Source organism: Arthrobacter sp. ATA002 (genome assembly GCF_026898095.1).
GTDB lineage: Bacteria > Actinomycetota > Actinomycetes > Actinomycetales > Micrococcaceae > Arthrobacter_B.
In genome coordinates this window covers 3877621-3904590 of sequence record NZ_CP114015.1, presented here as the reverse complement: position 1 = coordinate 3904590, position 26970 = coordinate 3877621, and the positions used below count along the sequence as shown (strand labels likewise).

Annotated in this window: 26 protein-coding genes, 1 tRNA gene and 2 pseudogenes; 9 read left to right on the top strand and 20 right to left on the bottom strand. The window is 63.6% G+C overall.

Annotated elements, in window-relative coordinates; all coding sequences use genetic code 11:
- Positions 1-125 precede the first annotated feature (125 nt).
- Positions 126-779: a TMEM175 family protein gene (locus OL239_RS19185; RefSeq protein WP_268910224.1), complete on the top strand. Its 654-nt coding sequence runs from the start codon at positions 126-128 to the stop codon at positions 777-779.
- Positions 780-846: 67 nt separating this feature from the next.
- A tRNA-Ser gene (locus OL239_RS19180) sits at positions 847-934 on the top strand.
- A gap of 139 nt (positions 935-1073) precedes the next feature.
- Here the strand turns inward: OL239_RS19180 and OL239_RS19175 are convergent.
- The 13 genes from OL239_RS19175 to OL239_RS20385 form a co-directional block, all read right to left on the bottom strand.
- Entirely contained in the window at positions 1074-1763 is a 690-nt protein-coding gene (locus OL239_RS19175; protein WP_268910223.1) for a DsbA family protein, read from the bottom strand.
- A 154-nt stretch (positions 1764-1917) separates the two neighbouring features.
- Entirely contained in the window at positions 1918-3117 is a 1200-nt protein-coding gene (locus OL239_RS19170; protein WP_268910222.1) for a DUF222 domain-containing protein, read from the bottom strand.
- 806 nt (positions 3118-3923) lie between these two features.
- Positions 3924-4832 (bottom strand): oxygenase MpaB family protein, encoded by a 909-nt coding sequence (locus OL239_RS19165; RefSeq protein ID WP_268910221.1) that lies wholly within the window; start codon positions 4830-4832, stop codon positions 3924-3926.
- A gap of 98 nt (positions 4833-4930) precedes the next feature.
- Positions 4931-5104 carry a hypothetical protein gene (locus OL239_RS19160; RefSeq protein WP_268910220.1) on the bottom strand — a complete coding sequence of 58 codons (174 nt, stop codon included), beginning with the start codon at positions 5102-5104 and terminating at the stop codon, positions 4931-4933.
- An 88-nt stretch (positions 5105-5192) separates the two neighbouring features.
- Positions 5193-8546 (bottom strand): ATP-binding protein, encoded by a 3354-nt coding sequence (locus OL239_RS19155; RefSeq protein WP_268910219.1) that lies wholly within the window; start codon positions 8544-8546, stop codon positions 5193-5195.
- Positions 8543-9229: a DUF4194 domain-containing protein gene (locus OL239_RS19150; RefSeq protein WP_268910218.1), complete on the bottom strand. Its 687-nt coding sequence runs from the start codon at positions 9227-9229 to the stop codon at positions 8543-8545. The genes OL239_RS19155 and OL239_RS19150 overlap by 4 nt, the downstream gene beginning before the upstream one ends.
- Positions 9181-9393, bottom strand: a complete 213-nt coding sequence (locus OL239_RS19145) for a hypothetical protein (protein ID WP_268910217.1) — start codon at positions 9391-9393, stop codon at positions 9181-9183. Before OL239_RS19145 ends, OL239_RS19150 begins: the two co-directional genes overlap by 49 nt.
- On the bottom strand, positions 9386-10888 hold the full coding sequence (locus OL239_RS19140; RefSeq protein ID WP_268910216.1) for a DUF3375 domain-containing protein: 1503 nt from the start codon (positions 10886-10888) through the stop codon (positions 9386-9388). Before OL239_RS19140 ends, OL239_RS19145 begins: the two co-directional genes overlap by 8 nt.
- A 195-nt stretch (positions 10889-11083) precedes the next feature.
- A complete protein-coding gene (locus tag OL239_RS19135; protein ID WP_268910215.1) occupies positions 11084-11323 on the bottom strand; it encodes a DUF2188 domain-containing protein in 240 nt (79 codons plus the stop codon).
- 850 nt (positions 11324-12173) lie between these two features.
- Complete coding sequence (locus OL239_RS19130) at positions 12174-13496, bottom strand: DUF4041 domain-containing protein (RefSeq protein ID WP_268910214.1); 1323 nt, start codon at positions 13494-13496, stop codon at positions 12174-12176.
- Positions 13497-13516: 20 nt separating this feature from the next.
- Positions 13517-14200 (bottom strand): hypothetical protein, encoded by a 684-nt coding sequence (locus OL239_RS19125; protein ID WP_268910213.1) that lies wholly within the window; start codon positions 14198-14200, stop codon positions 13517-13519.
- Positions 14201-14357: 157 nt separating this feature from the next.
- On the bottom strand, positions 14358-14732 hold the full coding sequence (locus OL239_RS19120; RefSeq protein ID WP_268910212.1) for a hypothetical protein: 375 nt from the start codon (positions 14730-14732) through the stop codon (positions 14358-14360).
- A gap of 684 nt (positions 14733-15416) precedes the next feature.
- The gene (locus OL239_RS20385; protein WP_442864324.1) at positions 15417-15596 is read right to left on the bottom strand and encodes a KUP/HAK/KT family potassium transporter; all 180 of its coding nucleotides are present in this window, start codon (positions 15594-15596) and stop codon (positions 15417-15419) included.
- 455 nt (positions 15597-16051) lie between these two features.
- Between OL239_RS20385 and OL239_RS19110 the strand changes: the two genes are divergently transcribed.
- The gene (locus OL239_RS19110) at positions 16052-16330 is read left to right on the top strand and encodes a hypothetical protein (protein WP_268910211.1); all 279 of its coding nucleotides are present in this window, start codon (positions 16052-16054) and stop codon (positions 16328-16330) included.
- A 313-nt stretch (positions 16331-16643) separates the two neighbouring features.
- On the opposite strand, the gene OL239_RS19105 is transcribed toward OL239_RS19110, so the two are convergent.
- From OL239_RS19105 to OL239_RS19085, 5 genes are all read right to left on the bottom strand, one after another.
- The gene (locus tag OL239_RS19105) at positions 16644-16862 is read right to left on the bottom strand and encodes a hypothetical protein (protein WP_268910210.1); all 219 of its coding nucleotides are present in this window, start codon (positions 16860-16862) and stop codon (positions 16644-16646) included.
- Positions 16863-16884: 22 nt separating this feature from the next.
- Complete coding sequence (locus tag OL239_RS19100) at positions 16885-17655, bottom strand: hypothetical protein (protein WP_268910209.1); 771 nt, start codon at positions 17653-17655, stop codon at positions 16885-16887.
- A gap of 356 nt (positions 17656-18011) precedes the next feature.
- The gene (locus OL239_RS19095) at positions 18012-18182 is read right to left on the bottom strand and encodes a hypothetical protein (protein ID WP_268910208.1); all 171 of its coding nucleotides are present in this window, start codon (positions 18180-18182) and stop codon (positions 18012-18014) included.
- Positions 18183-18311: 129 nt separating this feature from the next.
- Positions 18312-19241, bottom strand: coding sequence for an acetamidase/formamidase family protein (locus OL239_RS19090; RefSeq protein ID WP_268910207.1), 930 nt, complete (start codon positions 19239-19241; stop codon positions 18312-18314).
- Positions 19242-19303: 62 nt separating this feature from the next.
- The gene (locus OL239_RS19085) at positions 19304-19924 is read right to left on the bottom strand and encodes a DUF998 domain-containing protein (protein ID WP_268910206.1); all 621 of its coding nucleotides are present in this window, start codon (positions 19922-19924) and stop codon (positions 19304-19306) included.
- 134 nt (positions 19925-20058) lie between these two features.
- Between OL239_RS19085 and OL239_RS19080 the strand changes: the two genes are divergently transcribed.
- Entirely contained in the window at positions 20059-20373 is a 315-nt protein-coding gene (locus OL239_RS19080) for a hypothetical protein (protein WP_268910205.1), read from the top strand.
- 1097 nt (positions 20374-21470) lie between these two features.
- On the top strand, positions 21471-23189 hold the full coding sequence (poxB, locus tag OL239_RS19075; protein ID WP_268910204.1) for a ubiquinone-dependent pyruvate dehydrogenase: 1719 nt from the start codon (positions 21471-21473) through the stop codon (positions 23187-23189).
- Between the two features lie 282 nt (positions 23190-23471).
- On the opposite strand, the pseudogene OL239_RS20380 reads toward poxB, so the two are convergent.
- A pseudogene (locus tag OL239_RS20380) lies at positions 23472-23609 on the bottom strand (MerR family DNA-binding transcriptional regulator); the annotation flags it as partial.
- Positions 23610-23713: 104 nt separating this feature from the next.
- Between OL239_RS20380 and OL239_RS19065 the strand changes: the two are divergent.
- On the top strand, positions 23714-24415 hold the full coding sequence (locus OL239_RS19065) for an SDR family oxidoreductase (protein WP_268910202.1): 702 nt from the start codon (positions 23714-23716) through the stop codon (positions 24413-24415).
- Positions 24416-24725: 310 nt separating this feature from the next.
- Here the strand turns inward: OL239_RS19065 and OL239_RS19060 are convergent, their stop codons facing one another.
- Positions 24726-25145: a universal stress protein gene (locus OL239_RS19060; RefSeq protein ID WP_329609304.1), complete on the bottom strand. Its 420-nt coding sequence runs from the start codon at positions 25143-25145 to the stop codon at positions 24726-24728.
- A 437-nt stretch (positions 25146-25582) separates the two neighbouring features.
- Here OL239_RS19060 and OL239_RS19875 point away from each other — a divergent pair.
- From OL239_RS19875 to OL239_RS19050, 3 genes and pseudogenes are all read left to right on the top strand, one after another.
- Positions 25583-25906: pseudogene (locus OL239_RS19875) on the top strand (tripartite tricarboxylate transporter substrate-binding protein); the annotation flags it as partial.
- A 77-nt stretch (positions 25907-25983) separates the two neighbouring features.
- The gene (locus OL239_RS19870; protein WP_329609426.1) at positions 25984-26394 is read left to right on the top strand and encodes a Bug family tripartite tricarboxylate transporter substrate binding protein; all 411 of its coding nucleotides are present in this window, start codon (positions 25984-25986) and stop codon (positions 26392-26394) included.
- On the top strand, positions 26394-26969 hold the full coding sequence (locus OL239_RS19050; RefSeq protein ID WP_268910201.1) for a tripartite tricarboxylate transporter TctB family protein: 576 nt from the start codon (positions 26394-26396) through the stop codon (positions 26967-26969). Before OL239_RS19870 ends, OL239_RS19050 begins: the two co-directional genes overlap by 1 nt.
- The last annotated feature ends 1 nt before the right edge of the window (position 26970 follow it).

Here is a 26970-nt window from a genome sequence, read left to right as displayed (position 1 = left end):
ACGCTTTGTCTAACCGTCCATGCTTGCTTGAGCCGGCCGCTTCCGTGCACGCGAATTCCCGTCCGCAGACGCTGATCCGGGCATCCCGGGGTGACGCCTCTCGGGGCACCGGCAAGGATGGACGTGTGCCAGGGAATATGCATAAGTCCTACACCCGCCGTATTACTTCCGGCTCCGACGTCGAACGCACCACCTTCTTCAGTGACGCCGTCTTTGCCATTGCCATGACGCTCGTGGCCGTGGACATCAAGATTCCGCAGGTTCCGGACGGCGACCTGGGCCGGGCGGTCGCTGAGCAGTGGCCGGAGTTCGCCGCCTATCTGCTGTCCTTCGCCGTTGCCGGCACCTACTGGCTCAGTCATCACCGGCTCTTTCGGCTGCTCAAGGGGTTCACCGCCGGGCTCCAGCGGCTGAACCTGGTGCTGCTGTTCTTTATCGGCCTGCTCAGTTATGCCACCGATATGCTGGCGTTTCATTCGGATCAGGTGATCGGCGTCGTCATTTACGCGGCCACGCTTGGGCTCATCGGCGCAGCCAACACGTCCTTGTGGCTCTATGCGGGCCGTCAGCGGATGTTCAAGGATGATGTGGATGCGCGGCTGATTACCTACGCCCGCGTCCGTGCCCCGGTAACCCCGGCGGTGTTCCTGCTGTCCATTCCCGTGGCGTTCCTCAATCCATTGGCCGGCATACTTATCTGGCTGGCCATTCCGCTAATCAATCTGGGGCTTCGCCTGTGGGGCCGGAAGCTGCCGGGCCCCGAGTTGGCCGCGGATTGAGGCGCCGATTCGTTGTATTGGGTCAGTGTCGGGTAGTCTTATATCTGCTTCTTACGGAGCAATGCCTGGAGGATTCGCCTAGCGGCCTATGGCGCACGCCTGGAACGCGTGTTGGGTTAACGCCCTCGGGGGTTCAAATCCCCCATCCTCCGCCACTCAAGCCCCGTCACCGGTTTCCGGTGACGGGGCTTGTTTCGTTTAACGGCGCGCTTCTTCGGCGCGGCCCACGGTCCAGCGGGTACCGGCTTCCAGCTTCCGGACGGCGGTCTCGGCCAGCCTCGATGGGCCAGCGCCTCAGTTGGCCAAGGCCTGATCCAGCGGTTCCTGGATCTCGCTGTATTCACCGGTCTCCAGCTGGAGCTCCTGGTCGTTCAGGATCAGGGTGGGAGTGCCTTTGAGTTCCAGGTCCTGGGCAACCTGCAGGTCCTGCGCCACACGGTCCTTGATCGCCTCGGAGTCATAGTCGGTGCGGAACCGGTCCATGTCCAGATTCAGCTCCTCGGCGTAGGAGGCGAAGAGGCCGTCCACGTCGTCGGCGGTCTTCCAATCCTCCTGGTGTTCAAAGACGGCTGCAGCCATGTCCTCCAGCGCGCCCTGCTCGGCTGCTGCTTCCACGGCGCGGGCAGCGGGCTCTGCATTCAGGTGCTTGGGCAGCGGGTAGTTCCGCACCAAGATGCGGACAGAGTCGCCGTAATCCTCCTGCGCCTGCTGGATCACGCTGTCCATCATGGCGCAGTACGGGCACTGGTAGTCCGTGAAGAGGACCAGTGTGGCCTCGGGGTTATCCGGATTGCTGATGGCTCGCGCGTCCGCGGGAGCGACCTTGTCCATCTGCTCTGCGGAGAATGTTGTTTCGGCTGGTGCGCTGGCCGATGCTTCTGCCGTGACGGTTGCTTCGGGTGCCGGATCGGGTGCGGCACAGGAAGCGACGCCGCCGAGGGCGAGCACTGACGCGAGTACCAGGGAAGGGGCAGTCCTGCGCATAGTTCCTTTCCGTCGGGGAACGGCCGTGCGCCACACGGCCGGCTGCTGTTGGGCAGTTGCCTTACGTTAAATGATTCCACCCGAGTCCGGGGGTTCGAAAGGGTGTGCTCCGGTCCTGTCCTGTGATTTTGAGCCTGCGGTCACGTGGCGGAAATTACTGCCGACCTTTAGAACGGAGCGTCGGCGTCGTCCGGTTTGGGCTCAGTCTCTTGATCCGGTGGTGAAGAAGGGGTGACAATGAAGACCGGGCCGAAGATGAAGACGGGGTTGAAGACGGAGCCGAAACTACCGGATTGGCCAATTCCAGGAAGGGTTTGGTCCGGTAAACCCGGCCGGTAGGCGAGGTCCATTCCAGCACTCCGGGAACGGGCTGGCACGCCTTCCAGTAGCCCAGTGTCTTGAACCGGTGATGCCGCCGGCACAGATGCGCCAGGTTCCCATGATCGGTGTTGCCGCCATGTGCCCAGTCGGTGGTGTGGTCAATTTCCGTAGAAGCCGTACTGACGCGGCAACCGGGGAACCTGCAGGTTCCGTCCCGTGCGCGCAGCCAGCGGGCGAGTCCGGCCGGGACTTTCCGCCGTCGGCCGACGCCCAGGATTTCACCGGTGCGGGGGTTGCGGACCAGACCGGTCCACCGGGTGGCGCTGCGGGCGAGCCGGCGTGCGGCCTCGGCGCTGATGGGGCCGTAGCCGTGCAGTTCGGCGGGTTGTTCGTCAGCACCGAAGAGGGTTTCGGCATTGATGAGGACCATGATTTCAGCCCGTGGCAGGGCACCGGCGTCTCCGCGGTCCAGATCATCGGCACCGGTCACTCCGGCACCGGCCGTCCGGGCAACTGCACCCAATGTATTGCCGCTGCGGCCGCCCATCAGCAGTTGTGTCAGGATGTCCGCGCGCAGCTGGTCTCTGGTCCGAGGGTCCCCAGCTGTCTGTTCTCCCCGGGCGGCGGTGCTCAGGGCGGTGTAGATCTGCTGGGCTTCAGGCGCCGGCAGAAAGGCCGACAGCCACGACATGCCATCCTCACCCGAATCCAGAGCGACCCGACGTTGCTCGAACGCACTCTGGTGCCGTTCGGGAACGGTTTCCGGATACTTCTTTCGCGCAGCCGCCGGGCCCGGCAGGAGAACTGTGCCCGGGTCTGTCCTTCGGCGGCGGCCAGCAGATCCGTTTCGAACCCGGGCAGCTGGGCAGCGGGGACATTCTGGCTCTGGTCCAGGACCACCTGCGCATGCGCGTAACTGAGCCTGCCGTCCGCGAGGGCGTTTAGAGTGGCGGGATGGGAGCCGCAAAGACGTCCGGCCTCGGACATCAACCGCTGCCCGGTCATTTGCGGAACACACAGGATGGTGGCGCATTCGGAGGCTGCAAGGCTGAACGCCATACCCTGCTCCGCGTGCCCAGGGGCTGCGGCGTAACCCTCCTGGAAAATCGCTTCCATCCGGTTTATCAGCCGGGCCTGCTGCGCCTGGGCCCACGCCATGAGGTGTGCCACCCGGCTCAGAGCATCGCCCGTGGCCTTTTCATCGAAGGATTCAAGGTTCGCCAGCGTCAGCGTCCCGGTAAAGCCAATCGGATGGCGGGCGTCGGAGCTCTCGGCACAACCTCCGGAACTCTCGGCGCGACTCCCGGAGCTCTCGGCACAACCCTCGGAGTCAACTGCTGCCCCAGACTCTGCGGGTCGAGCAGTAGAAGTAGCTGCCGGATCGGCACGATAAACGGCAGGGTAGGCGTAGCGGAGGGCGCATCCGTTTGGTCGGCTGGCCCTCCGCTCGGCGGGTCTTTGCTGTCCGGCTCTCCGGGTATTCGCTGGGTGTTCCCGTTCTGATCCATACCTGAGGATTTCATCCGGCACTGACATTTCCGGGCCCAAAAAGGGCCGAAAACGGTCTACCGGAAACTTTTAAATACCTGTCTTTTGAGCCCTCTACTTGCCATCAGAAACCGCCGCACGGCCGTCCCGCACCACCGCGCCATCCAGCCTGCCGCCCAGCCGTCCCGCACCACCGCGCCATCCAGCCTGCCGCCCAGCCGTCCCGCACCACCGCGCCGTCCACCCGGGCCGCGGGCCTCGTCACGCCACGCGGCCGGGCGTAAGCGTCATCCCCGGGCCGTCAGCCGTCCTGCCTCCCGTGCAGCCGTCGCACCCGTCATCCCCGGGCCGTCAGCCGTCCTGCCGCTGCAACCGTTCAATCCGCTCCCGGGCCGACCGTTCGCTCGGCCCCATCGGTCCAAGACCCAACCGAATCACGCCCAGCACCGCCCTAACCGGCAACCGCATCGGGACCCGGAACGGACCGAGCCGCGGCTCCTTCAACCCCAACAGCTCCCGGTGCTTCGGCTCCAGGGATGCGACGGCGCCGGCAAACAACACCCGGTACCCGATCAGCTGGGAGCGCGGCAGAGGCGGCCGGCGCAGGAAACCCACGGCTTCCCGGACGTAGGCACTGTTCCGCAGTTCGCCGTCGTACTCCGCCATCTGTGCCCGCAGCTCCGCCTCGGAGCGCGGCGGGTTATCGATGCCCATCAGTTCTCCGGCCACCGCCCACTCCGCCACGTAAGCGTCAGGGCCGCCCGGAATCGGCCCGCCAAAGCGCTGGTGCGAGCTCAGGAACGCATCGGCGAACGCCAGATGCACCCAGCGGGCAATCTCCGGATCGTTCGCCGAGTAGGGGCGTTCGACGCCGGCGGCGTCCTCGTAGGTGCCGTGCACACGTTCGTGCAGGTGCAGCACCCAGTCGGAACCCGCCTTCGCCGCCGCCGTATCCCCGTAGGTAACCGTGAAAATCCACCGGATGGTACCGGCGAGCCGGCCCAGCGGATCGTTCTTGTAGTCGGAAAAATCGTGCACCCCCGCCATCGCGCCGGGATGCAGCGCCTGCAGCAGCAGTGCGCGGATGCCGGCGATGATGGGCGTCATGGACCCGTGCACTGCCCAGACGGCGGACACCGGACCAAAGTGGCCGGCGTCGTCGCCCTTGGCCAGATCCAGCTCCCACTGCGGAATCTCGGTGGCGTTGTTGCTGAAGGTGCCGATCAGCTGCCGGCGCCAGGTGGAAACGAGGTTGCCCATCGTCCCAGTATGGCCCCGGCTGCTGAATGCAGACTGGCAGCTGCACCGATCAATCCGAGTTACCCGAAGCTGCTACAGCTTCCGGGTCGAAGCACCACTCAGGGCGCGTCGCTGGTTCCGAACCGGAAGGCGGCAGCAACGGCGGCAACAAAGAGCACCAGGGCAGCCGGCCAAAGGACACCGGCAAGGTTTCCGAGCGGTCCGAGAGTTCCCAGCAGGATGCATAGAACTCCGGCGACAATGATGACATTCACCAAATGCTTTTGTTTCATATATCTCCATGCTAACAAGGCGCGCGCACCACAAGTTTGTTGGTGTCCGGCAGCGGCGGCGCAAAGGCCTCACTGCTCCGGCCGGAACTTACCGCAGCAGGATGTTCACCGGCTGCGACACCGGCCCGCGGCGGATGTCCCGTTCCAGCACGCCGGAGCGGTTGACGGCGTCGTCGCGCAGGATTTCGGTGACCGAGCCCAGGAACCGGGACAGGTCCACCTTGTCCTCGGGCGCGGCGAGCAGCAGCTGGAAGCCGAACTCGTGCAGCGCGTTGATGGACGCCTCGGCGAAGGACAGGGACGACTTAACGAACGCCTCATCCATCATCACCGTTCCGTACGTGCTGAACCCCTGGCTGACAATGCCCAACTGGTACGCCAGCGCGGAGGCCATGATGAACGCGGTGAACCGCTGGCCCTCGCCGCCGGACATCAGCGACGCCTGCAGGTTGGTGTACGCCTGCCCGTTGGCGAGGCGGTGCGTGCAGGTGATGGTCACGTGGGAGCGCACGTCCAGCACCTCGGCCCGCCAGCGGCGCTCCTCCGGATCCTTCAGCCGGTCCACCAGCGCCTCCAGCGCGGAGTACCGGGCGTCCATGTCCGCCTTGTTCTGCCGCGAACCCATCATGGGCAGCGCGTTCTTCAGTTCGGTGCGGAACTTGTGCGCGGCGTCGGGAACGGTGGTCTGTACTTCAATCTCCAGGTGGCTGTCCACGTGGTACTCGACCCGCTGCAGCACCGAATTCAGTGGCAGCAGGCGCGAGGAAATGCTGCGCCGTTCCTCATCCAGCAGGGCCAGCAGATCGCTGAACCGCTCATAGGTGCGGTTGTTGAAGTATTCCCGGAACTCGGTTTCGTGCTGCGGCAGGCCCTCGGAAATGATGCTCTCGAACCGCTCCGCGTAGGCGCCGGCGGCGTCCACCGAGGTACCGAAGTCCGAGCCCCACTTGTCAGTGAACGTCTCGAAGGTGCGCTCGAGCCGGTTCTTGGTTTCCAGCAGGGTCTTTTCCAGCCGGGCGCCTTCGGTGATCAGGTTCCGCTCCACCTCGGAGGCGGCTTCCTGCAGGCGCACGACGTCGGTGATCTCGCCGAAGGGGGCAAAGAGTTCCTCCAGTGCCTCCTGCAGTCCGGCATCCAGCACGCCCAGGGCCTTGGCCGCGAGGGTGTCCCGGCGGTTCGTGGCGGCGGCCAGCTGCTCCCGGGTGCGGGCCAGGTCACCCTTGAGCACACCGATCCTCTCGATGGCCGCGGTGTGGTCCAGCTCGGCGGTGTCCAGCTCGAACCGGATCTGGTCCAGGTCCGTGTTGGCGTCCCGGGCCGAATCCAGCGCCTCGGTGGCGGCAGCCACGGCATCGCGCTGCGCGGAGGCGGAGAGTTCCTCCCAGGAGCGGGTGTCCGCGGCGATGCGGCGCACGGCGCCAAGCCGGCTGACCAGCTCCGCCTGCGTCTGGGCCTGGGCCTGGGAACGGGTGTCCGCCTCGGTGTACTTCTCCCGCAGGGTCAACAGTTCGTTGCCCAGCGCGGCGACGGTGTCCTTATTGTCGAAGCCGAGCACGTTGTCCGAGGCCTTGGCGTGCCGGTCGTCCTTCTCCGTGGTGGAGGAGTTGCGCTTCACGGCACCGCCCAGGCTCACGCCGCGGGAAACCCCGGCGAGCTCATCGGGATCCTCCACGCAGACAAAGTCGTAGTGTGCGGTGATCTTGCGGGCCACCCAGCGGCCCATCTCGGAGTCCTGGGTGACGAGCTTGGTGATCAGGTCCCGCGGTCCGGGCTCGGACGGTCCGTCCACGGGCACGCTGACGTCGATGCAGCGCAGGAACCCGTTGAGGTTGGTTTCGGACAGGTACCGGGTGACGGCGCGCATGTGCTCGCCGGGCACCAGCAGGGCGGTGGCCAGGGAGCGCAGGGTGCGCTCGGCGGCCGGGCGCCACTGCTGGTGTTCCGGCTCCAGGTCAATCAGTTCGGCGGCGAAGGGCAGGTCCGCCTCGTCCAGGCCGGTGGCGGCGCAGATCTTGGCCCGCTGGTCCAGGGATTCCTGCCGGATGTTGGAGGTGCGGCGGCGGAAGGAGCCAATGTCGTTCTCCAGCTTGGCAATGGCACCCTTGAGCTGCCAAGCCTGTCCGTGCGCGTCGGAGCTGGCCTCGCGGGCGGCCTCCACCTCGGCGGTCAGGGACTTGACCAGCTCCGCGGCGCGGCTGCGGGCGGTGACCAGCCCGGCGGGGGAGAAGTCGACGTCGATCCCGGCGGCGGCGAGTTCGCCGCGGGCCGCTTCCTCCAGCGCCACCCGGGAGTTCAGGTGCACGACGGCGGCGGCCAGTTCGCGCTCGAGCGTGGCGATGGTGCCGCCGCCCTCTTCGCTGTACCGGGCGGCCAGGGCGTCCATCTTCTTCTTCAGGTCATTGCGTCGGATTTCCGCTCCGGCCAGTTCCCGGGCACCGGTTTCCTCGGCGGCGGTGAGCCGGGCGACGTCGCGCTCGTGGCTGGCCAGGGTCAGGCGCTGCCGGTACGCGGGCAGTCCGTCCTTGGTGAGGGCACGGTTGTGCCGCAGCGCGGTGTCGGTCTTCTGGAACAGGGCGTGCAGCTCCGGCACATCGGCCAGGTGGTCGCGCTGCTGGCGGGCGCGTTCGAGCTGCCGGCGGATGCTGCGCAGGTGGCTGAAGTCCTCCACCGCCTCATCGGCCGCGGCCAGGGTCTTGGGAGTGTCCAGCACGTTGGTGCGGAAGAAGTCATTGACGGTTCCGCCCAGGCCCTTGCCGGTCTGCAGGATGCGCAGCAGGCCAAAGGCCTTTTCATCCTCCACCCCGAGGGCAGTGCGGTAGCGCTCGGCGAACATCTTGTGCGAATCGAAGATGCTGGCGCCGGGCAGCAGGGCTTCCAGATTGCCCTTGGTGAAGCGGCCGCGCATTTCGGTTTCCAGGGCGCGGATGTCCAGCGGCCGGTTGTGGACCGCGTAGAAGCGGCCCACGTGGTGCTCGGTGCCGTTGGCGGGCAGGTCCATCAGGACGGAGAGGCTGGTGATCTGGCCCAGGCCGTTGTCGAAGGTCAGGCAGACGGCGGACCAAGTGGCGCCGGGGCGCTGGTAGGCGGTGCCGTCGGCGGCGGAGGTGCCGCCGTCGTTGGGCCCGGTGCCATTGCCTGAACCCTGCGTGCCGAGCCGGCCGCGCATGTAGGAGAACGCGGTGCGCTTCTCCTCAGCCAGGGAGCCGCCGTTGTTCTGCGCGGCCTCGTTCATTTTCGGGCGGGCGTCCATGACCTGGAGCATCGCGTCGAAGATGGTGGACTTGCCCACGCCGGAGTCGCCGGTGAGCAGGGTGCCGGCGCGGTCCACGTAAATGGTGTGTGCGCCGTCGAAGGTTCCCCAGTTCACGATCTGCACGGAGGAGAGCCGGTTCTGGCCGGGGTTGATCAGGTCGCCCATGGGAAGGGTGGTTTCGATGCTCACGCGGGCTCCTCGCCGTCGTTGGCTGTGGCCGGTTCAAGTTTGGGCTGCTCCGGCTGCTCGGGGTCCGGCAATTCGGGCTCGGGCAGTTCGCCGGAAGCGTCCGAGAGGGCCTGCATGAAGGTGATAATGTCGCCGATGTGCTCATAGGGCAGGGCCAGCGGCAGCGCGCCGGAGATGACCCAGACGTCCGCCACCTCGGTGGGCAGCAGCAGCCGGCGTTCCTGTACGAGCTTGCGGATGGCGGCGTCGGCCAGGTCCTCCACGGACTTGGCATCGCGCTGGCCCGGATCCACATAGCCTTCGATGATTTCCAGGATGTCGGTGCGGGCAATCACCGCGTCATTGCCGGTGCCGGTGTGCCGGTCCAGGATCAGCCGCATGCGCAGCAGCAGCAGCGTTTCCTCGCGGGTCATTTCGCGCTGGCGCTGCAGCACAGCGGTGTGCGGCTCGGGCATGTCCACGGGGCGCAGCAGGGCAACCTTGCGGTCTTCGTCGATGACCAGGGTCAGGAACAGTTCGCTGAGCCGGGTGCGCAGCTCTTCCTGGTTGTCCACCACCGTGTTGTAGACGTTGTCGGAGCTGGAGGCGTCCAGGTACGGGCCGCGCAGTAACCGGACCAGGGCCTGGCGCAGTTTCAGGGACAGGGTGCCGGTGTCGCCGGGGAACAGTTCGGGTCCGTCCACCAAGACGTTGCGGGTGCCGCGGGCGGGGTGCGCTCGCCGTCGTCGTCCCAGGAGTCATAGGGGTCCCGGGCGTCGTCGGTGTCCGGAGCCGCGCGGTAGTCCGTGTCGGTGGCGGCGGGGGCGGGGCCGGGCAGGAACGCGTCTTCGGCGGGGGTGTCACTCATTGATGGGAGCTTTCGCGACGGCGACGGCGGGCAGCAGCGCGGTGCGCTCGCTGCCGTCGATCTGGGTGAAGGTGATGGATTCGGGGCGGGCGGCCAGTCCGGCGGCGGTGCTGCCGCCGTTGGCATCGGGGGTGAAGTCGGCGGAACCGGCCTCGAGAGCGGCCGAGAGCAGGGCCCGGATGCTGTTCAGGTGCCGGTCTTCGGGGGCGAGTTCGGCGAAGATCTCACCCACCGTGGCTGTCCCGCGCTTGCCCGCGGCGCGGGTGACGGCGTCGCGCAGTGCCCGCCGGTTGGCCTTGGGCGTGCGGTGGGAGCGGTGGATGTCCGCCTCGGAGAACGACGGCGGTGCCGGCAGCTTGGGCGGCGGGGCGTGGTCCTCGGGGTTGAACAGGCGCACCATGCCCAGGGATTCGAAGGCGGCTCCGTGCAGCAGCGGCCCGGGGACCTCGGCGGTGCGGCGCTTGGTGCGCGGTGCCTTGTGGACTGCGGTTTCCGCGGCGCGGATGAGCTGGCGCAGCTGGACCGATTCGCGGTACTCGTCGCTCTGCACGTAGGTGTGCATGGATTCGGAGAGCCGGCCGTAGATCCGGTGGATTTCGGTGGCCTGGCCGCGCATGTCGCTGATCAGCCGGTGCAGGCTCTGCCGGTCCTCGGGGCTCATGTCTTCGGCGAAGTCCCGTTCCAGCACCTCGGCGATGGCGGACCGGAAGCGGTCCTGCTGGTCGGCGTCGTTCAGGAAGGCGGTGAAGCTTTCGTAGGTGCGGCCCTCGGGGGTGTTGCGCAGCCGGCGGTCCGCGTCCAGGATTTCACCCATGGTCAGGCCCTTGGCGGCGTTGGATTCCACCATTTCCTGGCGCAGGGCGTGCAGCATCTTTTCCAGGCCATCGCGCATCCGCTTGAAGTCCGCCGGCAGTGCTGCGGCCAGATCCAGGATGTCCGATGCGGCCTCAACAGCGGCCTCTCCGTCCACGGGGGCTGGGGCGTCTCCGGCTTCCAGGGCGCGGATCTGCTCCTCGCGGCGGGCCACCTCTTCCTTGAGCACGGCGATGCGGGCGGCGGGATCTGGATTGGTTTCGTGTGCCAGGTTTTCCACCCGGTCCAGCAGGGTGGCCAGCCGGGAGGAGTTCAGGCTGGTTTTGTCGGAGGTGAAGCCATCCAAATAGGAGAGGAAGCGGACAGAGGATTCGGTGAGTTCGTAGACGAACTTTCCGTCGGCGCGGGGGCGGGCCAGGAAGCGGCGGGCCACCCAGTCATCGGCGTAGTTCTTTCCGGTCCACTCTTCACGCAGGGAAACGCCGGAGATGCGCAGCTGGTTTAGGACCCCGTCCGTCATCTTGTGGAATTCCTCCAGCGGAACCTGCGGCCGGGTGCGGGAAAACGCCTCCCGAAACAGCGCCAGCACCCAGGGGTTTGCGGTGGTGAGTTTCCAACCCGGGGTGGCTTGAAGCCGCTGCAGTTCAGCCCAGTGGGCAACCGCGTTTTCAGTGAAGGACATGCTGCGCTTTCCGCCCGGGGAACAGGACAAACGGGCCGTCTTGATTTTAGCCGAGTCGCGAAGGGGCATGAGGCGAGACACCTGAGCTCATATGTGGAGGGGGATCCTTGACCTGCACACCTACGATGATTTGACCGTCGAACTCGTCCCACCAGCGCCGTGTACCAGCGCCTCGGCGCTGGTACACGGAAGGGTTTATCCCTTCGGTGGGAAGGGATCGTTTCCCGGCTTGCCAGTGTCGTTGTTTCGGATCTGACCGTCTTTGCCGTGGATGCGAACCTCGCCACCGCCCTGGTTATGAACGATCGCCTTAGCTCGCTGAATGGCGTCCGCCTGCGTATCAGTATGCGCGCTGACCCGCTTGGCACCCGGTGCCTTAACATCCCAGCCACCCGCGATATTAGGTACTACGTGTCGATTGTTCTGATTGGTCAATGGTTTCTCCTTAAAGTTGAAGGAATGTCAGTGCTCCACCCGCCGTGAAGTCTCTTCAGATTATCTGAACGAAATTAAATACTACGTACTGCTATGCCGTTCTTATTGATTCTTGCAATAATATTTACCCAATATTGAGTTGCTGGCCGTTTCTTGCGTTTAGCTTTGGGATTTGGTCAATCCTTAATATTTTCGATCCAGGCATACACTAGACAATGCCGTGCGCGAAAGCGTGGAAAGCGCTAGGTTCTTGGAAATGCTTCGCCGCTGCGTGCCGGGTGGCGGACGCGAGTATGTCCGAGGGCTCCTTTACCTGGCAGGATGGCCCCATATCCGGCCTGTCGCGGGAGATGATGCAACCTAAATACCAGCGGATACCCAAACGGGGAAAGTTTGAGTTCCTGTTGTCCCGCTGGATCGGACGCGCACCGCGGATGGAGGTCCAGGGACCGTCGGTTCGCCGGTGCAGGATTGCAGAGTGCGCGCCGCTGGCTGATATTACGTGTTCGATCCCGCGTGCTGCGGTTCAAGCTCCTGCGCTCACTACGCTCAGGGAGCACCTGCCATTACGGCGGCAGTGATGATGTTTTGTGATCGGCCCGGAACTATCCCAAAACGTCAGGTTGTAGAGCGTCCTATTCTTGACCGCTGTCCAGACCATATCTAGGGCGGACGAGAAGAACAGCAGAAAGCACACCCAGCTAGTGAAATTAGAAGGGCAGCCGAAGCATCGGGGGAGAACTAGAAACACGGTGAAGATAATGAGCGCGGACAGCGCCAGCAAGTAGAAAACGGCTCTGCCTCAAGGGTGGATTGGGGGTTTGTGAATCCATCCTCACACTAGTTAGGGTTACCGCTCCTGAAAGCGCTGTGGCCATAGGTTGAGTGATTGGAGGTACTCAGTGGCGTCTGCAGACTCGCTGAACTCCAATATGTTCCCCACTTTCGAGAGGAGGACGTCACGTACTTCGGCAGGGGACGCGAAGAAAAACTCCTTACGGGAATTCGCTTGATTTAGCCGCCTTGTAGCAAAGTGCTTGTGCAATTCATTCTCGAGAGTGACGGCGTCCTCGGAGAAGAAAAGTGTATGGATGTCGAAGCGGAAGGGGACAGATGCACCGCTAAGTTCCGCCACCCGGTCGGTAGGTTCAAGGCGTCGTGTGAGTCCAATTTTGACCACATCTTCGCCGAATGCCCCGCGATTGGAGATCACATAGATATAGCCAGCACGGATGTTTGCCGCACGGAAGTCGTTTTGAGTTATCGCATCGTCAATCGCTTCGAGTCGCTGCTCCAGATCGGCGTCTCCTTGACCCGAAGCGTGAAGTGCAGTCAGGGCGTTCAGGATGTGGTTGCGTTCCTTATCAAGACGTGCGCGTTCCTCGGCTAATTCGCGTTCGACTCGCCGTTCCTCACGTAATCTTGCGCGCTCCTCCCGCGCAGCTTCCCTTTCCTCCTGCTTCTTCATCAGCCAGTCGCCCGTTAGCTCGATTTCCTGGTTACGCAAAGCGTGGAAGTCGTCACTGATGCGCATTTCCATCATGGAACCGAGTTTCGCGATGGCCGTCCGGGATGCCTCTAGTCGGCGTTTGGCCGTCAACACGTTGCCGACCTTCAATGACCGGATGCTGTTGTCTGCCTCAGCGTTGTACGCACGAAGCATGAGCTTCGCTAAGTCGCCGGACATTTTTCGGCCCTTAGCAAGCGAATTGTCGTAGGTAAAGAGGTTGGACTTTACTATCGCCCGATCGAGTTTGATCATCTCCGTTATCTGCATCTCGATCTCATCCAGCTTGATGTGGAAAGCTGCGGCATTTTCTAGCGGATGATGGTAGCGATATATCCCCACTTCCTGGAGGATGAGTGAGTCATCGAGTTCGACGTTGGTCCCGGACTCGTTAACCTTGGCTAGTTGGTTCTTCAGGGCAGCGTTCTCTGCCTCGAGCAGAGCAATGCGGGTTTGTTCCGAGGTGGGGCCCGAAGTGGAAGAATCAGTTACGGCAGGAAGCGCAAGCTCTTCAGGAACCGCGTTTTTCGAGTCCTCGGAGGCCGAGGGTGATATCCACAGCTGCCAACCCTTTGGAGGATCAGGCCAAAGAGGGTCTGGGGTCCATCCGACAGGTGGCCGCCAACCGGCTGGAGGCTGCGGCCAACCTGGTGGGGGGTTAAACATGAGCGGTCTCTCATCGGCCATTAGGATCGACGCACACCAGCACTGTTGGCCGGAACAAGCCCTAGCGGATTCTTTGACACAGAAGCGCCGAAGTGCTCGAGTGTCGCGGATGGTATGACACCGGACAGCTCAACCTCGGAGAACGCATCCCTGGGAGCGCCCACTGCCGCCAATAATACATAGGTTTCCCTACCGGTCGCGGGGTTTATTGTCTCCGTTCCCACTTCAAGGGAAATGGTCTGAATAAGCGCACGACGGTCCGATTCAAAAACTTCGTGCAAGGTTCGTAGGGCAATCTGGTGTACCACGCCCGCATAACGGTCTTTGGCATCCTTCTGGGCGAGCGCCACAGGCGCTATTTCATCACTGGCTTTCACATAGCGATAGGATTTTATCGATGGAATTGAGTTCGGCGCCGGAATGAGAACGCGCAACGCAAGCTCAGCGTTTTCAGGGTCGAACTCGGCTTCGTGCTCGACCTCGAAACCCTCGGGGTAAATTGAGTTGGCCAGGACGATGGAAATATACTCCTGCACTGCATCCACTGCACCGTAGCTGAGGTTGGTTATGAACTGGTCGATTGAAGCGTTATGTTCAGCTACTTCCTTATCGCGTTTTGCGCATTCTTCTTTGTAGCGGTCAACCTCAATCCGCAGTGCTTCTGCCCGCGCTTGTTGCGCCGCAGCGTGTTGCTCCTGAATCAAGCGGCGCCGGGCCGGGAGCTGCTGTATCTCTTCTTCCCATAAGGCATGGGCTTGTGCGAACTCTTCCTCGGCTTGAGCGTGGGCCTCCGCGAGCTTCCTCTTCCGTCCGAATATCCCCGTTGGTGATTCCGGTGTCTGAAGGACTGGGGGCTCTGGGTCAGGCAGGGGGAGGCGTCGGTATGGGCCTGCGGAGGTCTTCGCGGTCGAAACGCGGATGCTTGGCAGTGCGGCGTAGATCATTAAGATCCACATAATCATCTACAGCCAAGGTCGCTTCAAGGAGGCTGTCGACGGCATCGTAGGTGGCAGCCAGCTGGGCGTTGAGTTTCTCAACCTCAGCCTGACGGGCGGCAACGTGAGCCGCGGCGGCTTCTTTCTCCAGCCGTTTGCGGTCAGCCTCGGAAGCGCGAGCCGCGGCCGCCGCCGACCTCAGCGCTGCATTCTTCGCCTGCTCAGCCCTTCGGACGGCTGCAGCCTGCTCGCGGACGGCGGCCCTCTGCCGTTGCTCGGCCAGCTTGGCCTGGTGCTGCATCTCAGCTAGAAATCCTCGTTTGCGCGCCACAATTCACCCTTCATTAGTTGGGATTCACATTACCAAGTGGCGGGATGGAAAATGCCGCTTAGGATGCAGTGAAAGCCTCAGCGTCTCGCGGATCCTAGCCACAAAATCTCCAGCGCTTGCGGTCCGCATCGTTGACGTCGACGTCGATCACCGCTATTCGCCGCAGCATCCTTTCCCTCGGATCCCTCCTTGTTCCTCTGGGCATCCCACCTCGGTCGCGCTGCCAGCGATGATGGCTCCTCCCAGCTGAGTCGCGGCATTGCCGCTGTTGGGCCCCTCGTTGAGCAGTACATAGACGGTTACCGTCGCGGTAAAGGTCTGCCGATCATGACCATGCTCAGGATCGTCGAAATCTGCCGCTAAGGGGCGGAAATTCCGCCTTTCTCCGACGGCCGTACCAAGCTGCTCAACGCCTGGGCGTGCCTGGGCAGCTTGAATGGTGTCCGTGGAACCCCGACACTGGACGGACACCGGTTGTCGCTCCTACGCTTGGCTGACATTCTGATTTGGACTCCTTGACCCGATGGTCCCCATCGTCCTCATCCACCTCTCCAAAGGGGTAGGCGTCGATGACGAGCCGCGCCGTCGTCGGATCCCAGCCCAGGCTCATCCCGCCGATCTTCCAGTCTGTAGCGAAGACACCGGCAGGACACATCAAAGCGAGACTTCCCGCCCGATGATCACCGTCTGGCTGGGTGGCAGCTGGGCATGCGCAGACCAGGGCTGCTCCCTGCGTTGGAGGGCGATAAAGAGCCGTTGCTGCCAATAGGGCAGAGCTGATCCGCGGCTGGGCACAGCGGTTTCAGCGGAGAGCACGAAGGTGGCCTCCGCCACCTGCGACACGGTGAAGGGGCTGGCGGGGCGTTCCGCGGCTGAAAAAGCGCATCGAAAACCCGCAGCGGTTCCCGGTAACCGAACTCCACATCGACAGCCGTTATCCCGTCAGTGAGTCCATGGATCTGCGTGGTGCGCCCGTACGGCGTGCCGGCAATCCGGACCGACATCAGGATCACGCGGTCGGAGAGAATTCGATAGCGGTCGAGCTCAGCGTAGGCCTTGCGCGGCCGCCCGAACAGTCGTTGAGGGGGTCCTGCCAGACCCCGGGCTGAGTGGGGCACTGGCAGCAGCTCAGGAGCGTCCATAGCGTGGAAACAAGCCCGCAGGAGGAACCACGACCCGCGAAAGGACAACTGATGTGAGCCCGCTCCTTCAAAACGGGACGGATGCTCCGGCTGCCTGTCGTTGCCTGGCGGCAGGCGGGGCCGCAGTACGAGCAAGGAAGGCAGAAGATGAACAGCGACTCAGAGATGGAACGCCGCGCTCGCGTCATCGTGATCGCCCGCACCGTGTACAAGGTGATGCTCGTCGTCTGGGGCGTCGCCGTGGTCGGCATGCTAATTATCTGGTGGTCGACGACACCCGAGGGCTACTTCTGGCCCGTCTGGCCCGCGCTGGGCCTGTCTGTGGCAGCACTGCTGTGGGGGTTGGCGCTGTACGGCAGATTCCCCTTCCGGATCCGGGAGGACAAAGTGGCCGAGGAAGTGGAGCGCCAGCGCGGACTGGGCTGACGCCCTGCAGCAGTGACGGCCGCGGCAGGGCATTCTGGCCGGCGTCGTTCAGGTGCAGCATCGGTTGCCGATCAAGATCGTGGTGTTTGACAATGCGGCGCTCAGCTTTGTCGAGGTGGAAATGACGAGGATCGAGGCGAAGCAGGACGGTGTATGTCCCGTATCCATTGTTGGCGGTGGCAGAAAAGCAGGCGCTCGCGCAGGGTGTACAGCGTTGGGCTTTTCCGGTCCCATTTTGTTAGCACGGTAATAACGTATGATGGCCTCCTACTTTGAGTAGGAGGCCATCATACGATTTAACGCTTATTCAGTGCTATTTATGCGGCGTTGATATTGAGTTGTTCCTGCCGGGTCGAAGAAGGATTAGGGCTATTCCCAGAATTGCGGTAATGCCTCCCAGGACCGCCGTCAGCCAGAACTGATGCGGCTCGTGCGGGCCAAAGAGCGCCGGGATGGTGAGGACTAGGGCCGATGCTGCCAATGCCATGGCAACTAACAAACCCAGGAGAACTCGATTGGTTTTGTTGTTCATTACTGGTCCTTAATGCTGGTTCTTAGAAACAGCTTGCTACAGCGGTGACGGAAGCGCCACCGACGGTGGCAAAACCGGCGATGCAGGCGACGCAGAAGGGGACGCCGACTCCGATTGCCGCTGCGGCGCAAGCGCCGGCGCAGGCGTAAGCGATGATGCCTCCGACAACACCGCCGACGCCGAGAACGGTAGCGATGCAGGCACCGGTGTTCTTCTCAGCCAGCTGCATGCCTCCTCCGGCTCCCGGGGCCTGTGACTTGGCGTTCGCCATGTCGGCTTTTAGTTCATCGTCGGACATAAAAGTGAGGTCGGTGTCCTGGTCGCTTGTCAGCACGCCATCCACATAGGACGTCACTTTGAAATTCCCGACGGCGTTTTCGCTGACCAGAGTCTCTGTGTACTGGAGCCGTTCACCGGAGCTGTCCAAGATCATGGAGACATTACTCGTGAGGCTGTACGGACCACCCACCGGCAATGTCACAGTGGTAAAAACACCGTCATCGGTGGAGGCGGTGCTCACTTTGCTTTCGGATGCCTTCACCGCGCTCAGCGGGGCCTCAATGGTCACTTCACCGCTGGAGAGCGACGAGAGGACTTCGGAGGTTATCTCTGCCGCTTCCTCTGCTCCCACTGCCACCGTTGTCAGTGACGACTGTGCGCTGGCCTGCGCCATGCTTTGCTCCGGTGATTCCGTGGTGCCGGGCGTTGCGTGTGCAGCGCCCGCCGTCGATACTACTAGGGCCATTCCTGCCAATGAAGCAAATATAGATTGGATTCTTCTCGTCGGTTTCATGACAAGGTATCCTTCCCAGTGCTTTTCTTGTGAGTTGCGTTCAAATTATGAAATTGGTTACGTATATTTCTGGTGATGAAATTCGACGGTAGTCACCTTGAATCTCTACGTCAACCCCTTACGGGCTCTTAGAAATGTCATTTAACTCAGAGCTTCAATCAATAAGGTGCGCCTATACGGCGGTTTCACCGTGGTCCCGCGGATACGTATTACATACGAATGCATAGTTTTTCTGAATCGATTTTGGGCAGAATCTCAGGCACTTTCTGGGATCCCTATCAGTCGCTTTACCAGGTGTTTAGCGTGCAGGAGAGGTGGGTGTCAGCGAACGGAGACATGGCGGGGATTCAAGGGAATCATGCAAGGGCGGCCGCTCGAATGATCGTGATGATCACGGCGCCGATGACGCCAATCGTCACGCTGTCGGATTTCCGCCGGGCGCCGCCTTTGGACAGGTAGCCGCTCGCTCCCGCCCGCAGCACCACGAGCATCGGTGCCGGTTCGCGGCGAGCAGGGGTCGACCTCATTGTGCAGCCAGCGGGCATGCCATCGTTGCCGCACTTGAACCGGTCGATGGTCCGCGTTTCCTTTAGATCACCGTCTATGCGCTGGCTGCACTCCTACCCACCTGCGGACCGGCCCTACGGCGAACCGAATCACCGGTTCATCATGGAGAGCGGGAGGTACGCGCTGACGATCCAATTGGGTGCATCAACAACTTCACTGATCTTCAGATCAACGATGACCGAGGACAGCAGATAAGCCTCGTGCGGCTCGATGCCGTAGGTGAAGCACATGTGGTCAATCATGTGCCGAAGCGCGTTGCGGGCTGCCTCGAGAAGATCCGGTCCCACCCCCGTGGTGGCGTAGTACCCCTGATCCTCGATACCCGGCCTAAGCGGTCCCGAGGTTTGGAACTGCGGTGAGGGGATGGAGCGTCCTTTGTGCAGGGTTACCTTGAGTGCTCCGCTGAGGGGTGCCTCGATGGCGGTGACGCACACTTCACCGTCCCCCTGAGCTGCATGGGGGTCACCGAACATGAGCCGGGCTCCGGGAAGGCTGACCGGCAGGAAAATCTTGGTTCCCACCACCAAATCCCGAATGTCCATGTTGCCGCCGAAGTTTCCCGGAGGCATCACGGGGAGGGGGTCCGCGGTTGCGGGAGTGCAGGCCATCACTCCCAGGAAGGGGCGCAGGGGAACCGTCGCTACGTCCAGGAACCCGGTGGTGGGGCCGGTGGAAAGATCCCATTTGTAGGTGAAGGGTTCAGTGAAGTCCTCCGGGAGAAGTCCGGCACCGGGACGGCTGGCAGTAAAGCCCCACCCCAGAGGGGTGAACTCCAGGGGCTCGATTTCCAGTACGTCGCCGGGCAGCGCACCGTTCACCATGACCGGTCCCCGCAGCGGATAGCTCCGGGCGGGATCGCGATCGGGGATGGGATCTCCGTTTTGGTAGTCGTCCAGTTGTCCGTCGGCCGCATCCCGAACATCAAAGCTAATGGTGTCACCGCTGCTGATCGTCAGGACGGGATCATGCCGGGGAGTCCACAGTCGGTTATAGGTGTCAGGTATGTCGTGGTGCGTCATTGATGTCTCGCTTTATGTCGGGGTTTCAAATGAGGGTCTGCAAGCCATCCGGGCGCGTGTGCTTACGCGGTGCTGCCGCTGCTGGTTTTTGAGGTGAGGAGCAGCACGCCGATTGCTGCGCTCCATAAGGTGAGGATGTCGAAGGAGATGCGTTCGGTGAGGCCGAGACCGATGGCAGCTGAGGGGCCGCCGCCCACCGCATCAACGAACAAGACGAAGCCCGCAATGGAGATAACCAGGCAGGCAATGGTGAGCACCGATGCCCCACGTCCGTCCGGATTGCCCCGCAGGGCGAAAACCAGGACGATCATGCCGGCCCATTGAACTGGGGCCTGGAGCAGGGCGGACAAGTTATGGAGCAGCGGATCCACGTCCCAGGGAAAGACACCGACCAGCACGAGCAGGAACCCGCTCAGCGCCAGCAGGACCATCGCGGCGTGCCCCGTCCGCTGCCGTGGCCAGACCGACCACAGCAGAACGGCGCCGACAGCTAGCAGCAAACCGTTGGCGACGGTGCCGGCATTGGCCAGCAGATGAGCGGGAGAACAGACGTAGCGCTCCGCCCGGGTTCCCGGGTCAAAGGTTGCACAGGCGGTAAACCCGAGGTCGCTGATCGTGTTGGAGACCCAGGAATAGGGGCGGGGCCATTGAGCTGCCGCGATAATCTGCGCGGGATAGGTCACCAGGCAGAGGATCCACAGAGTGGCTCCCCACCGGTTTCGTATCATGGCAACAAAGAATAGTCGGTCTATGTCAGGACGGGTATTCGTTCAGATTTCGACGGCGGCAGCCATCGGCGCTCCCCTGGGATGTGCACATGCCGCTAACCCCCGACACGAAAAACTGGACCTGGGTTCTGGACCGTCCCTGCCCGGAATGCGGGTTCGACGCCGCAGCCACGGACTTCAGCGATGTCCCCGGCCTGCTCCGTGACAGCGCGGAAGATTGGCGACACATTCTGGCCGGTCCCGCGGCAGCGGCAGCCTTTGCCGCCGTCGAACCCTCCCAGCTGGAACGGCGCGGGCTGCGTTCCAATGGCAGCGCTTTTACCGTTGATTCCCTGGCCCGCTACTTCCTGCACGACGCGCTCCATCATGTTTGGGACGTCCGTCCCCGCAGTGCTGAGGCATGACCGTAGAGGGTCAGCGGTGAGGTCCGGGTTCCTGGTCCCGAGCATTCCCGCGCTGGGCCTGCGGTAAGTTGTGTGCGCCGGTTTAGCAGGTCCAATGCCGGAAAACACCCGCCGGCAACGAAGGGCAAGTGGCTTGAGATCCGGCGCCGGCAGGGGGAGCTGAGAGTCTGAACCGTACTGCTCGGGGCTGGTTGGAACGGCCGGTTTGCGCCGGATACGATGGAAAAAGAGTTGGACCACGATGTCTCGAGGAACCATGAAGAGATGCCATGTACCAATACTTCTCTTATAAGGCGAAAGCACGCGCAAACAAGACTGGGTGGCGCGTGAACATTTAGCCCCTGCGCAGACTCCCGCCCGGTGCACTTGTTTCCTCCCGCCGGGTGGGCACCCCACACCCGCGAGAGAAAAGGAGGCCCGCCCACGGCAGACACGCGAGACAGACTCACAAAGATTAGGCACCGCGCCGCGCTAGACAAGTACCGCGACAGCCCGCAGGCCGCCGCAGACATTGACTGGCTGCTTGACCTGGTTCAGATCCTTGAGCTTGAGGTTGAGGCCGCCGCCCTAGCCGCGCTTGACCCAGACAATTAGATCTCGCACCCCCGGACCCACCCACAGGCCCGGGGGTATTTCTCTGCCCTGCGCGGGGCAGAGCAGGGCAGGGCGGCCGCGTGCAGGCATCAGCCCGGTTCATCCGCGGATCCTCTGTCGGGTCCGACGTCGGGTCCGAGTACATTGACAGCATTGGGCAGGTATTCGAAATGCCAGGGCGCCAGCCGCTGGTAACGACGACGGCGATCCCCGCCGCTCCGGCATCCACCGCTGCTGCACGGACGGCGTCGAGCAGCACCGGATCGAGGTTGGCCACTGCCGGATGGGCGTCGTCGAACACTGAGACGACTCCCTGGACGACGCCGTCGTCGATAGGGGCGCCAGTTACCGGACGGAAAGACGGCGGACTCCGCGTCTCTGCTGTGCTGCCCACTGGGCGACACGGGCTGTGAGCCAAGCACGCACCCGCCGCCCCTCTGGCCCTGCCCCATCCCGCTGCTTAGACTGACGGGCACGCCGAGCGCGCCGACCAGAGGAGCAGCATGCCCACGATCGCCGAGACCGTTGTCCACAACCTCGCCGCCAACGGGATCCAGCGGATCTGGGGAGTTCCCGGGGACTCCCTGAACGCGGTGACCGAGGCCATCCGCCGGGAGAAGGGCATCGAGTGGATGCTCACCCGGCATGAGGAGGAGGCCGCATTCGCTGCCGCCGGGGAGGCGGCCCTGACCCGTGAGTTGGCGGTGTGCGCGGGCAGCTGCGGGCCGGGCAACATGCACCTTATTAACGGGCTCTACGACGCGCACCGCAGCCGGGATCCCGTGCTCGCGATCGCCTCGCACATCCCAAGCGACGAGATCGGCAGCCAGTACTTCCAGGAAACCCGGCCCGCCGAACTGTTCCGCGACTGCACGGTGTTCTGCGAGATGGTGCTGAGCCCCGAGCAGATGCCGCGGCTGCTGGAGATCGCCATGCGAACGGCCATCGAGAAGCGGGGCGTCGCCGTGCTCGTCATGGCCGGCGACACTGCGCTGGAAGATGCCAAGGATGAGCGGGTCTTTACGGTCCGCCGCACCGACCCCGTCACCGTGCCCTCCCCGGCGGAGTTGCAGGAGGCCGCCGCCACGCTGAACTCCTGCGGAAACGTGACGATCCTGGCGGGCGCCGGCGTCGAAGGGGCACGCGAGGAGGTCCTCGCCCTCGCCGACGCGCTGGGAGCGCCGATCGTCCATGCCCTGCGCGGCAAGGAATTCATCGAGCATGACAACCCGTTCGACGTCGGCATGACCGGGCTCCTCGGCTTCGCGTCGGGCTACCGGGCGATGGAGGACTGCGACGCGCTGCTGATGCTCGGCACCGACTTCCCCTATCAGCAGTTTTATCCGGGACGCGCGAAGATCCTGCAGGTCGACATCAGGGGCGAGCAGCTCGGCCGCCGCGTGCCGCTCACCCAGGGCATGGTCGGCGGGGTGCGCGCGACGGCGTCGGCGCTGCTGCCGCTGCTCGAACGCAAGACGACGCGCACCCACCTGGAGAAGTCGCTGGACCACTACCGCCGCACCCGGAAGCAGCTCGACGACTTGGAGAAGCAGGGCACCGGCACCATCCATCCGCAGCACCTCACCCACCTGATCGACGAGCTCGCCGACGACGACGCGGTCTTCCTGCCCGACGTCGGCACACCGGTCATCTGGGCCTGCCGGCACCTGCACATCGGCGCGCGACGGCGGCTGATCGGCTCCTTCTGGCACGGCACCATGGCGGCGGCAACCCCGCTGGGCCTGGGCGCCCAGGCGGTGGACCGGAACCGGCAGGTTGTGGTCCTCGCCGGTGACGGCGGCCTTGCCATGATGCTCGGTGAGCTGCTGACCGCGGTGCAGCACCGGCTGCCGATCAAGATCGTGGTGTTCGACAACGCGGCGCTCAGCTTCGTCGAGGTGGAAATGAAGGCGGCGGGCATCGTCAACTTCGGCACCGGGCTCGAGAACCCGGACTTCGGTGCGGTGGCACAGGCGGTCGGGATGCACGGCGAAAGCGTCACCCGTCCGGAGGACCTCGAAGGTGCCCTGCGCCGGGCCTTCGAGTACGACGGCCCGGCGCTCGTTTCAGTCGCGGTCGACCGGCAGGAGCTCTCCATGCCGCCGAGGATCGAGGCGAAGCAGGCCACGGGGTTTGCGCTCTACGCGCTGCACACGGTGCTCGCCGGCAACGGCCGCGAGCTCATCGACCTCGCCCGCGCCAACGCCCGCCAGCTGCTCTGAGCTATTGTCCACTGCCTCGCCCGCCGTTTCCGCTGCACCTGCAGCCCGGTCCAGCGTTGACGGGCAGGACAAGTCATCATGCGGGTGCGTGCTGAGCTCGATCAGGACTCCCAAGCGACCCTGAGCGGACCGGAGGGCAGCGATGTTCGACTCGAGGCGGGCGTGTTCGGTTTCCAGATGCGTTACCAGAGCAGGTTCGAGGTATTTTGCATCGATCCCAGGCAGCAGCCGGACCAGCAGCCGACTGCTGAGGCCCGCCGCGAAGAGCTCTTGGATGAGCTGGACCCGGGCAACGGAAGCTTCAGCATAGATGCGGTGTCCGGCAACACTCCGGTCCGGCATGAGGAGGTGTTGTTCCTCGTAGTAGCGCAGCGCCCGTGTGCTCACTCCGGCCCGCTGTGCCAGCTCTCCTATACGCATCCTTCAGGCTTCCTGTGGTGGCGGTTTGCACTTCACGTTGACGTGAACTTCTAACGTAGCGCCAGAGGGCAAAAGAGCCCCTATCGACAAGCAGAAGGAAGATCATGAATATCAACGGAGCCACCGCCCTCGTCACCGGGGCGAACCGCGGTATCGGAAAGCACTTCGTGGAGCAGCTGGTGGCCGGCGGCGCACGGAAGGTGTACGCCACCGCCCGTAATATCGACGCCGTTGACATCCATGATCCCCGGGTCATTCCACTGCGCCTTGACCTGCTGGATGAGGGGTCCATCGGGGAAGCTGTTGCAGCCGCGCCGGACGTGAACCTCCTCATCAACAACGCAGGCATCACTACGGGCGCTAATCTGCTGTCTTCCCCGCTGGAGGAAATCAGGGCGGATCTGGAGACACATCTCTTCGGTACCCTCCGGGTCATCCGGGCATTCACACCCGTCATTGAGGGTCAGGGTGCCGGGGCCATAATCAATGTCCTCTCCGTACTGTCCTGGGTGGCGACGGCTGCTGGCTCCGGGTCGTACTCGGTCGCTAAAGCTGCGGAGTGGAACATGACCAATGGGGTGCGGGTGGAACTCGCCGGACGGAACATCCTCGTACAGGGCGTCCACCTCGGCGGCGCTGATACGGACATGATGGCCGGCGTCGACGGTCCTAAAATCCACCCGGCGGATGTAGCGAAGGCAAGTCTCGCCGGGCTTGAGGGCGGAGCAATCGAAGTTCTCGTCGATGACCCGAGCCGTTTCGTTAAAGCCGCCCTCTCCGGTGACCCCTCCCACCTCTACGGGTAAGGCGAAAGAACCAAGGCCTGGCTAGACGCCGGGGGATCGCTGCGGCCCGGCGGAACTTGCTGCGTCGTGGCTGGTGAACGGCCCGCAGTGGATCGGTGTCCGGCTGGCCTCGGCCCGGGAAGTCCTGAGCCTGCAGCCCGACTCGGGAAAGGCAGGAAATCTCGAAATCGGCGTTGTGGGCCCGCACGAGTCCACGGCTGACACCTCTTTCGAGGTGCGCGCCTTCGTGGGAGGAGATCCGGTCTGGGAAGACGCCGTGGCCGGGTGCACATCAGTCTCCGCGACGGGAAAATCTGGGTCGGCGGCCATGTCACGGGCTGCGTCGACGGAACAGCCCGACGCTAAGCGCAGGGCCTCTCTTCCGGCGTTCCCTAGAGCGCCGGGACTTGACCGCGATCACCGGGGCGTTGGCCTCGAGCAGGATCTGCTGCGCCGAGCTGCCGAGCAGGAACTTGCCCACCGGGCTGCGGTGTTTCACGCCGATCACCACGGCGGTGGCGTCAATCTCTTCAGCGGCGTCGAGAAGATCGCCCACGGCGTCGTGATTGCGGGCATCCGGCATGCGGTAGGTGACCGGCACGCCCTTGAGTTCGGCGCCTTCCGGGTCCAGCTGGGTGCCTTCCAAATTGAAAACCACCAGGTCTTCCTGACGGCGCCGGGCCTCTTCGATCGAGGCGGTAAGCGCAGCCTCGCCCTCGGGAGTGCTGGTGCGGGCAACGATGACGGTCATGAAGTCTCCGAGGGGGTGTGGTGGGGATGGACCATGAAAAGTTCATCCTGCGGGTGATTTTGTTCTTCAGGTTCTCCGCACCGGGGAGAAAAAGCAAAACAGGCGCAGTTTGTTAACGGCGCGCCAGCCCGATGCCATCGACATGACCGGGATCACATAGGCTTTCTTGGTGGCTGATGCAACGTTGAGTGCTGGCCAGCTTTCATATCCCTTCCCCCACTAAGGAAAGTTAATTCCGTGAGTTCGTCACCAGATCGAGCCGGAGCCGGCACGCGCCGCAAGCATCCGATCTTTGTGGCCGCCTATGGCATCGTGGCTGTTGCCACGATCGGTTTGGCCACCTTCTTTTCCATCCAGTCCGCGTCCGGCGGTTCGGACATCCGCGCTAATCTCACCCTGATCGCTCCGGCAGGTGCCGGCGGAGGTGGGATACCTTCATGCGGGAGCAGCAGCAGGCCATGCGTGCCAACGGTTTGGTGAATAACACGCAGGTGGTCAACATTCCGGGGGCGGCCGGCACCATTGGCCTCGGCCAGCTCTCCACCATGTCGGGGCAGGCAAACAACCTGCTGGTCACGGGCGCAGGGCTGGTCGCCGGCGTAGCGCAGCTGGACTCGGCCGTGACGCACGACGACGTGCGGCCCATCGCCCGCATTGTGGAGGAGTACGACGTCGTCGTGGTTCCGGCCGACTCCCCGTACCAGACACTCGACGACCTCGTGCAGGCCTGGCAGGCCAGCCCGGCGGAGATCGCGTGGACCGGCGGCGGCACCTTTGACCAACTGGTCATGACCGAACTTGCCCTGGCTGCCGGAGTGGACCCTCGGACACGACGTACATTCCCAAATCCGGCGGGGGAGAGGCAGCTCAGGCACTCATCACGGATACCGCCAAAGCCGCCACCTCGGGGTACAAGGATGTCGCAGACCAGATTGACTCGGGGCGCCTGCGCGCTCTCGGCTTGGCCGCCCCGCAGCGGCTCGACGGCGTCGACATCCCCACCTTGACCGAGCAGGGCTACGAGGTGGATCTCGCCAATTGGCGGGCCCTGGTGGCGCCTCCGGGAATCACGGATGAGGAATTCGCGGAGCTGCGGACCCTGATCGAGGAAACCATCGCGACCCCCGAGTGGCAGGACGCAGTGGACCGCAATAAGTGGGCCGATGTGTATCTCACCGGAGAAGAGTTCGACGAGTTCATGGTTACGGAGCAGGAGCGCATCGGCGTACTAGTGAAGGAGATCGGCTGATGAGTACTCCAGTGCCCTCGTCCCCGGATATGGCGGAGCAGCACCCGGGCGAAAAGGCCGGCCTTCCGGACGGACAGCCTCCCGCCGGCACCTCATGGTGGAGCGGCCGCAGCGGGCTGCTCCTGTCGCTCGTTATGGTGGCCTTTAGCACCTATCTCCTGATCGGCATCCTCACGATGGAGGTGGGGGAGGATACGGACTTCCCCGGTCCGAAGTTCTTCCCCGGCATTCTTATGGTCGCCGGCTACGTCCTGGCTGCCCTGCTGGCGCTGCACTATGTGCGTTCTCCGGAACATCCCACGGAGACGTCCGCACAGCGGTACCGGACCTTCACGGACTGGTCAGCAGTGCTCTGGGCGGCAGGAGGATTCCTGCTCTTCGCCCTGACCCTGGAAAAACTGGGCTGGATCATCGCCGCCGCCCTGCTGTTCTGGTGTGTAGCCAGGGGTTTTGGCAGCCGCCGGCCACTGTTCGACGTCTCATTCGCCCTGCTCTTCAGCAGCGCAATCTACCTGGCATTCGCTATCGGCCTGGGGCTGAACCTCCCGTCCGGCATCCTTGGAGGAGGTTTCTAAC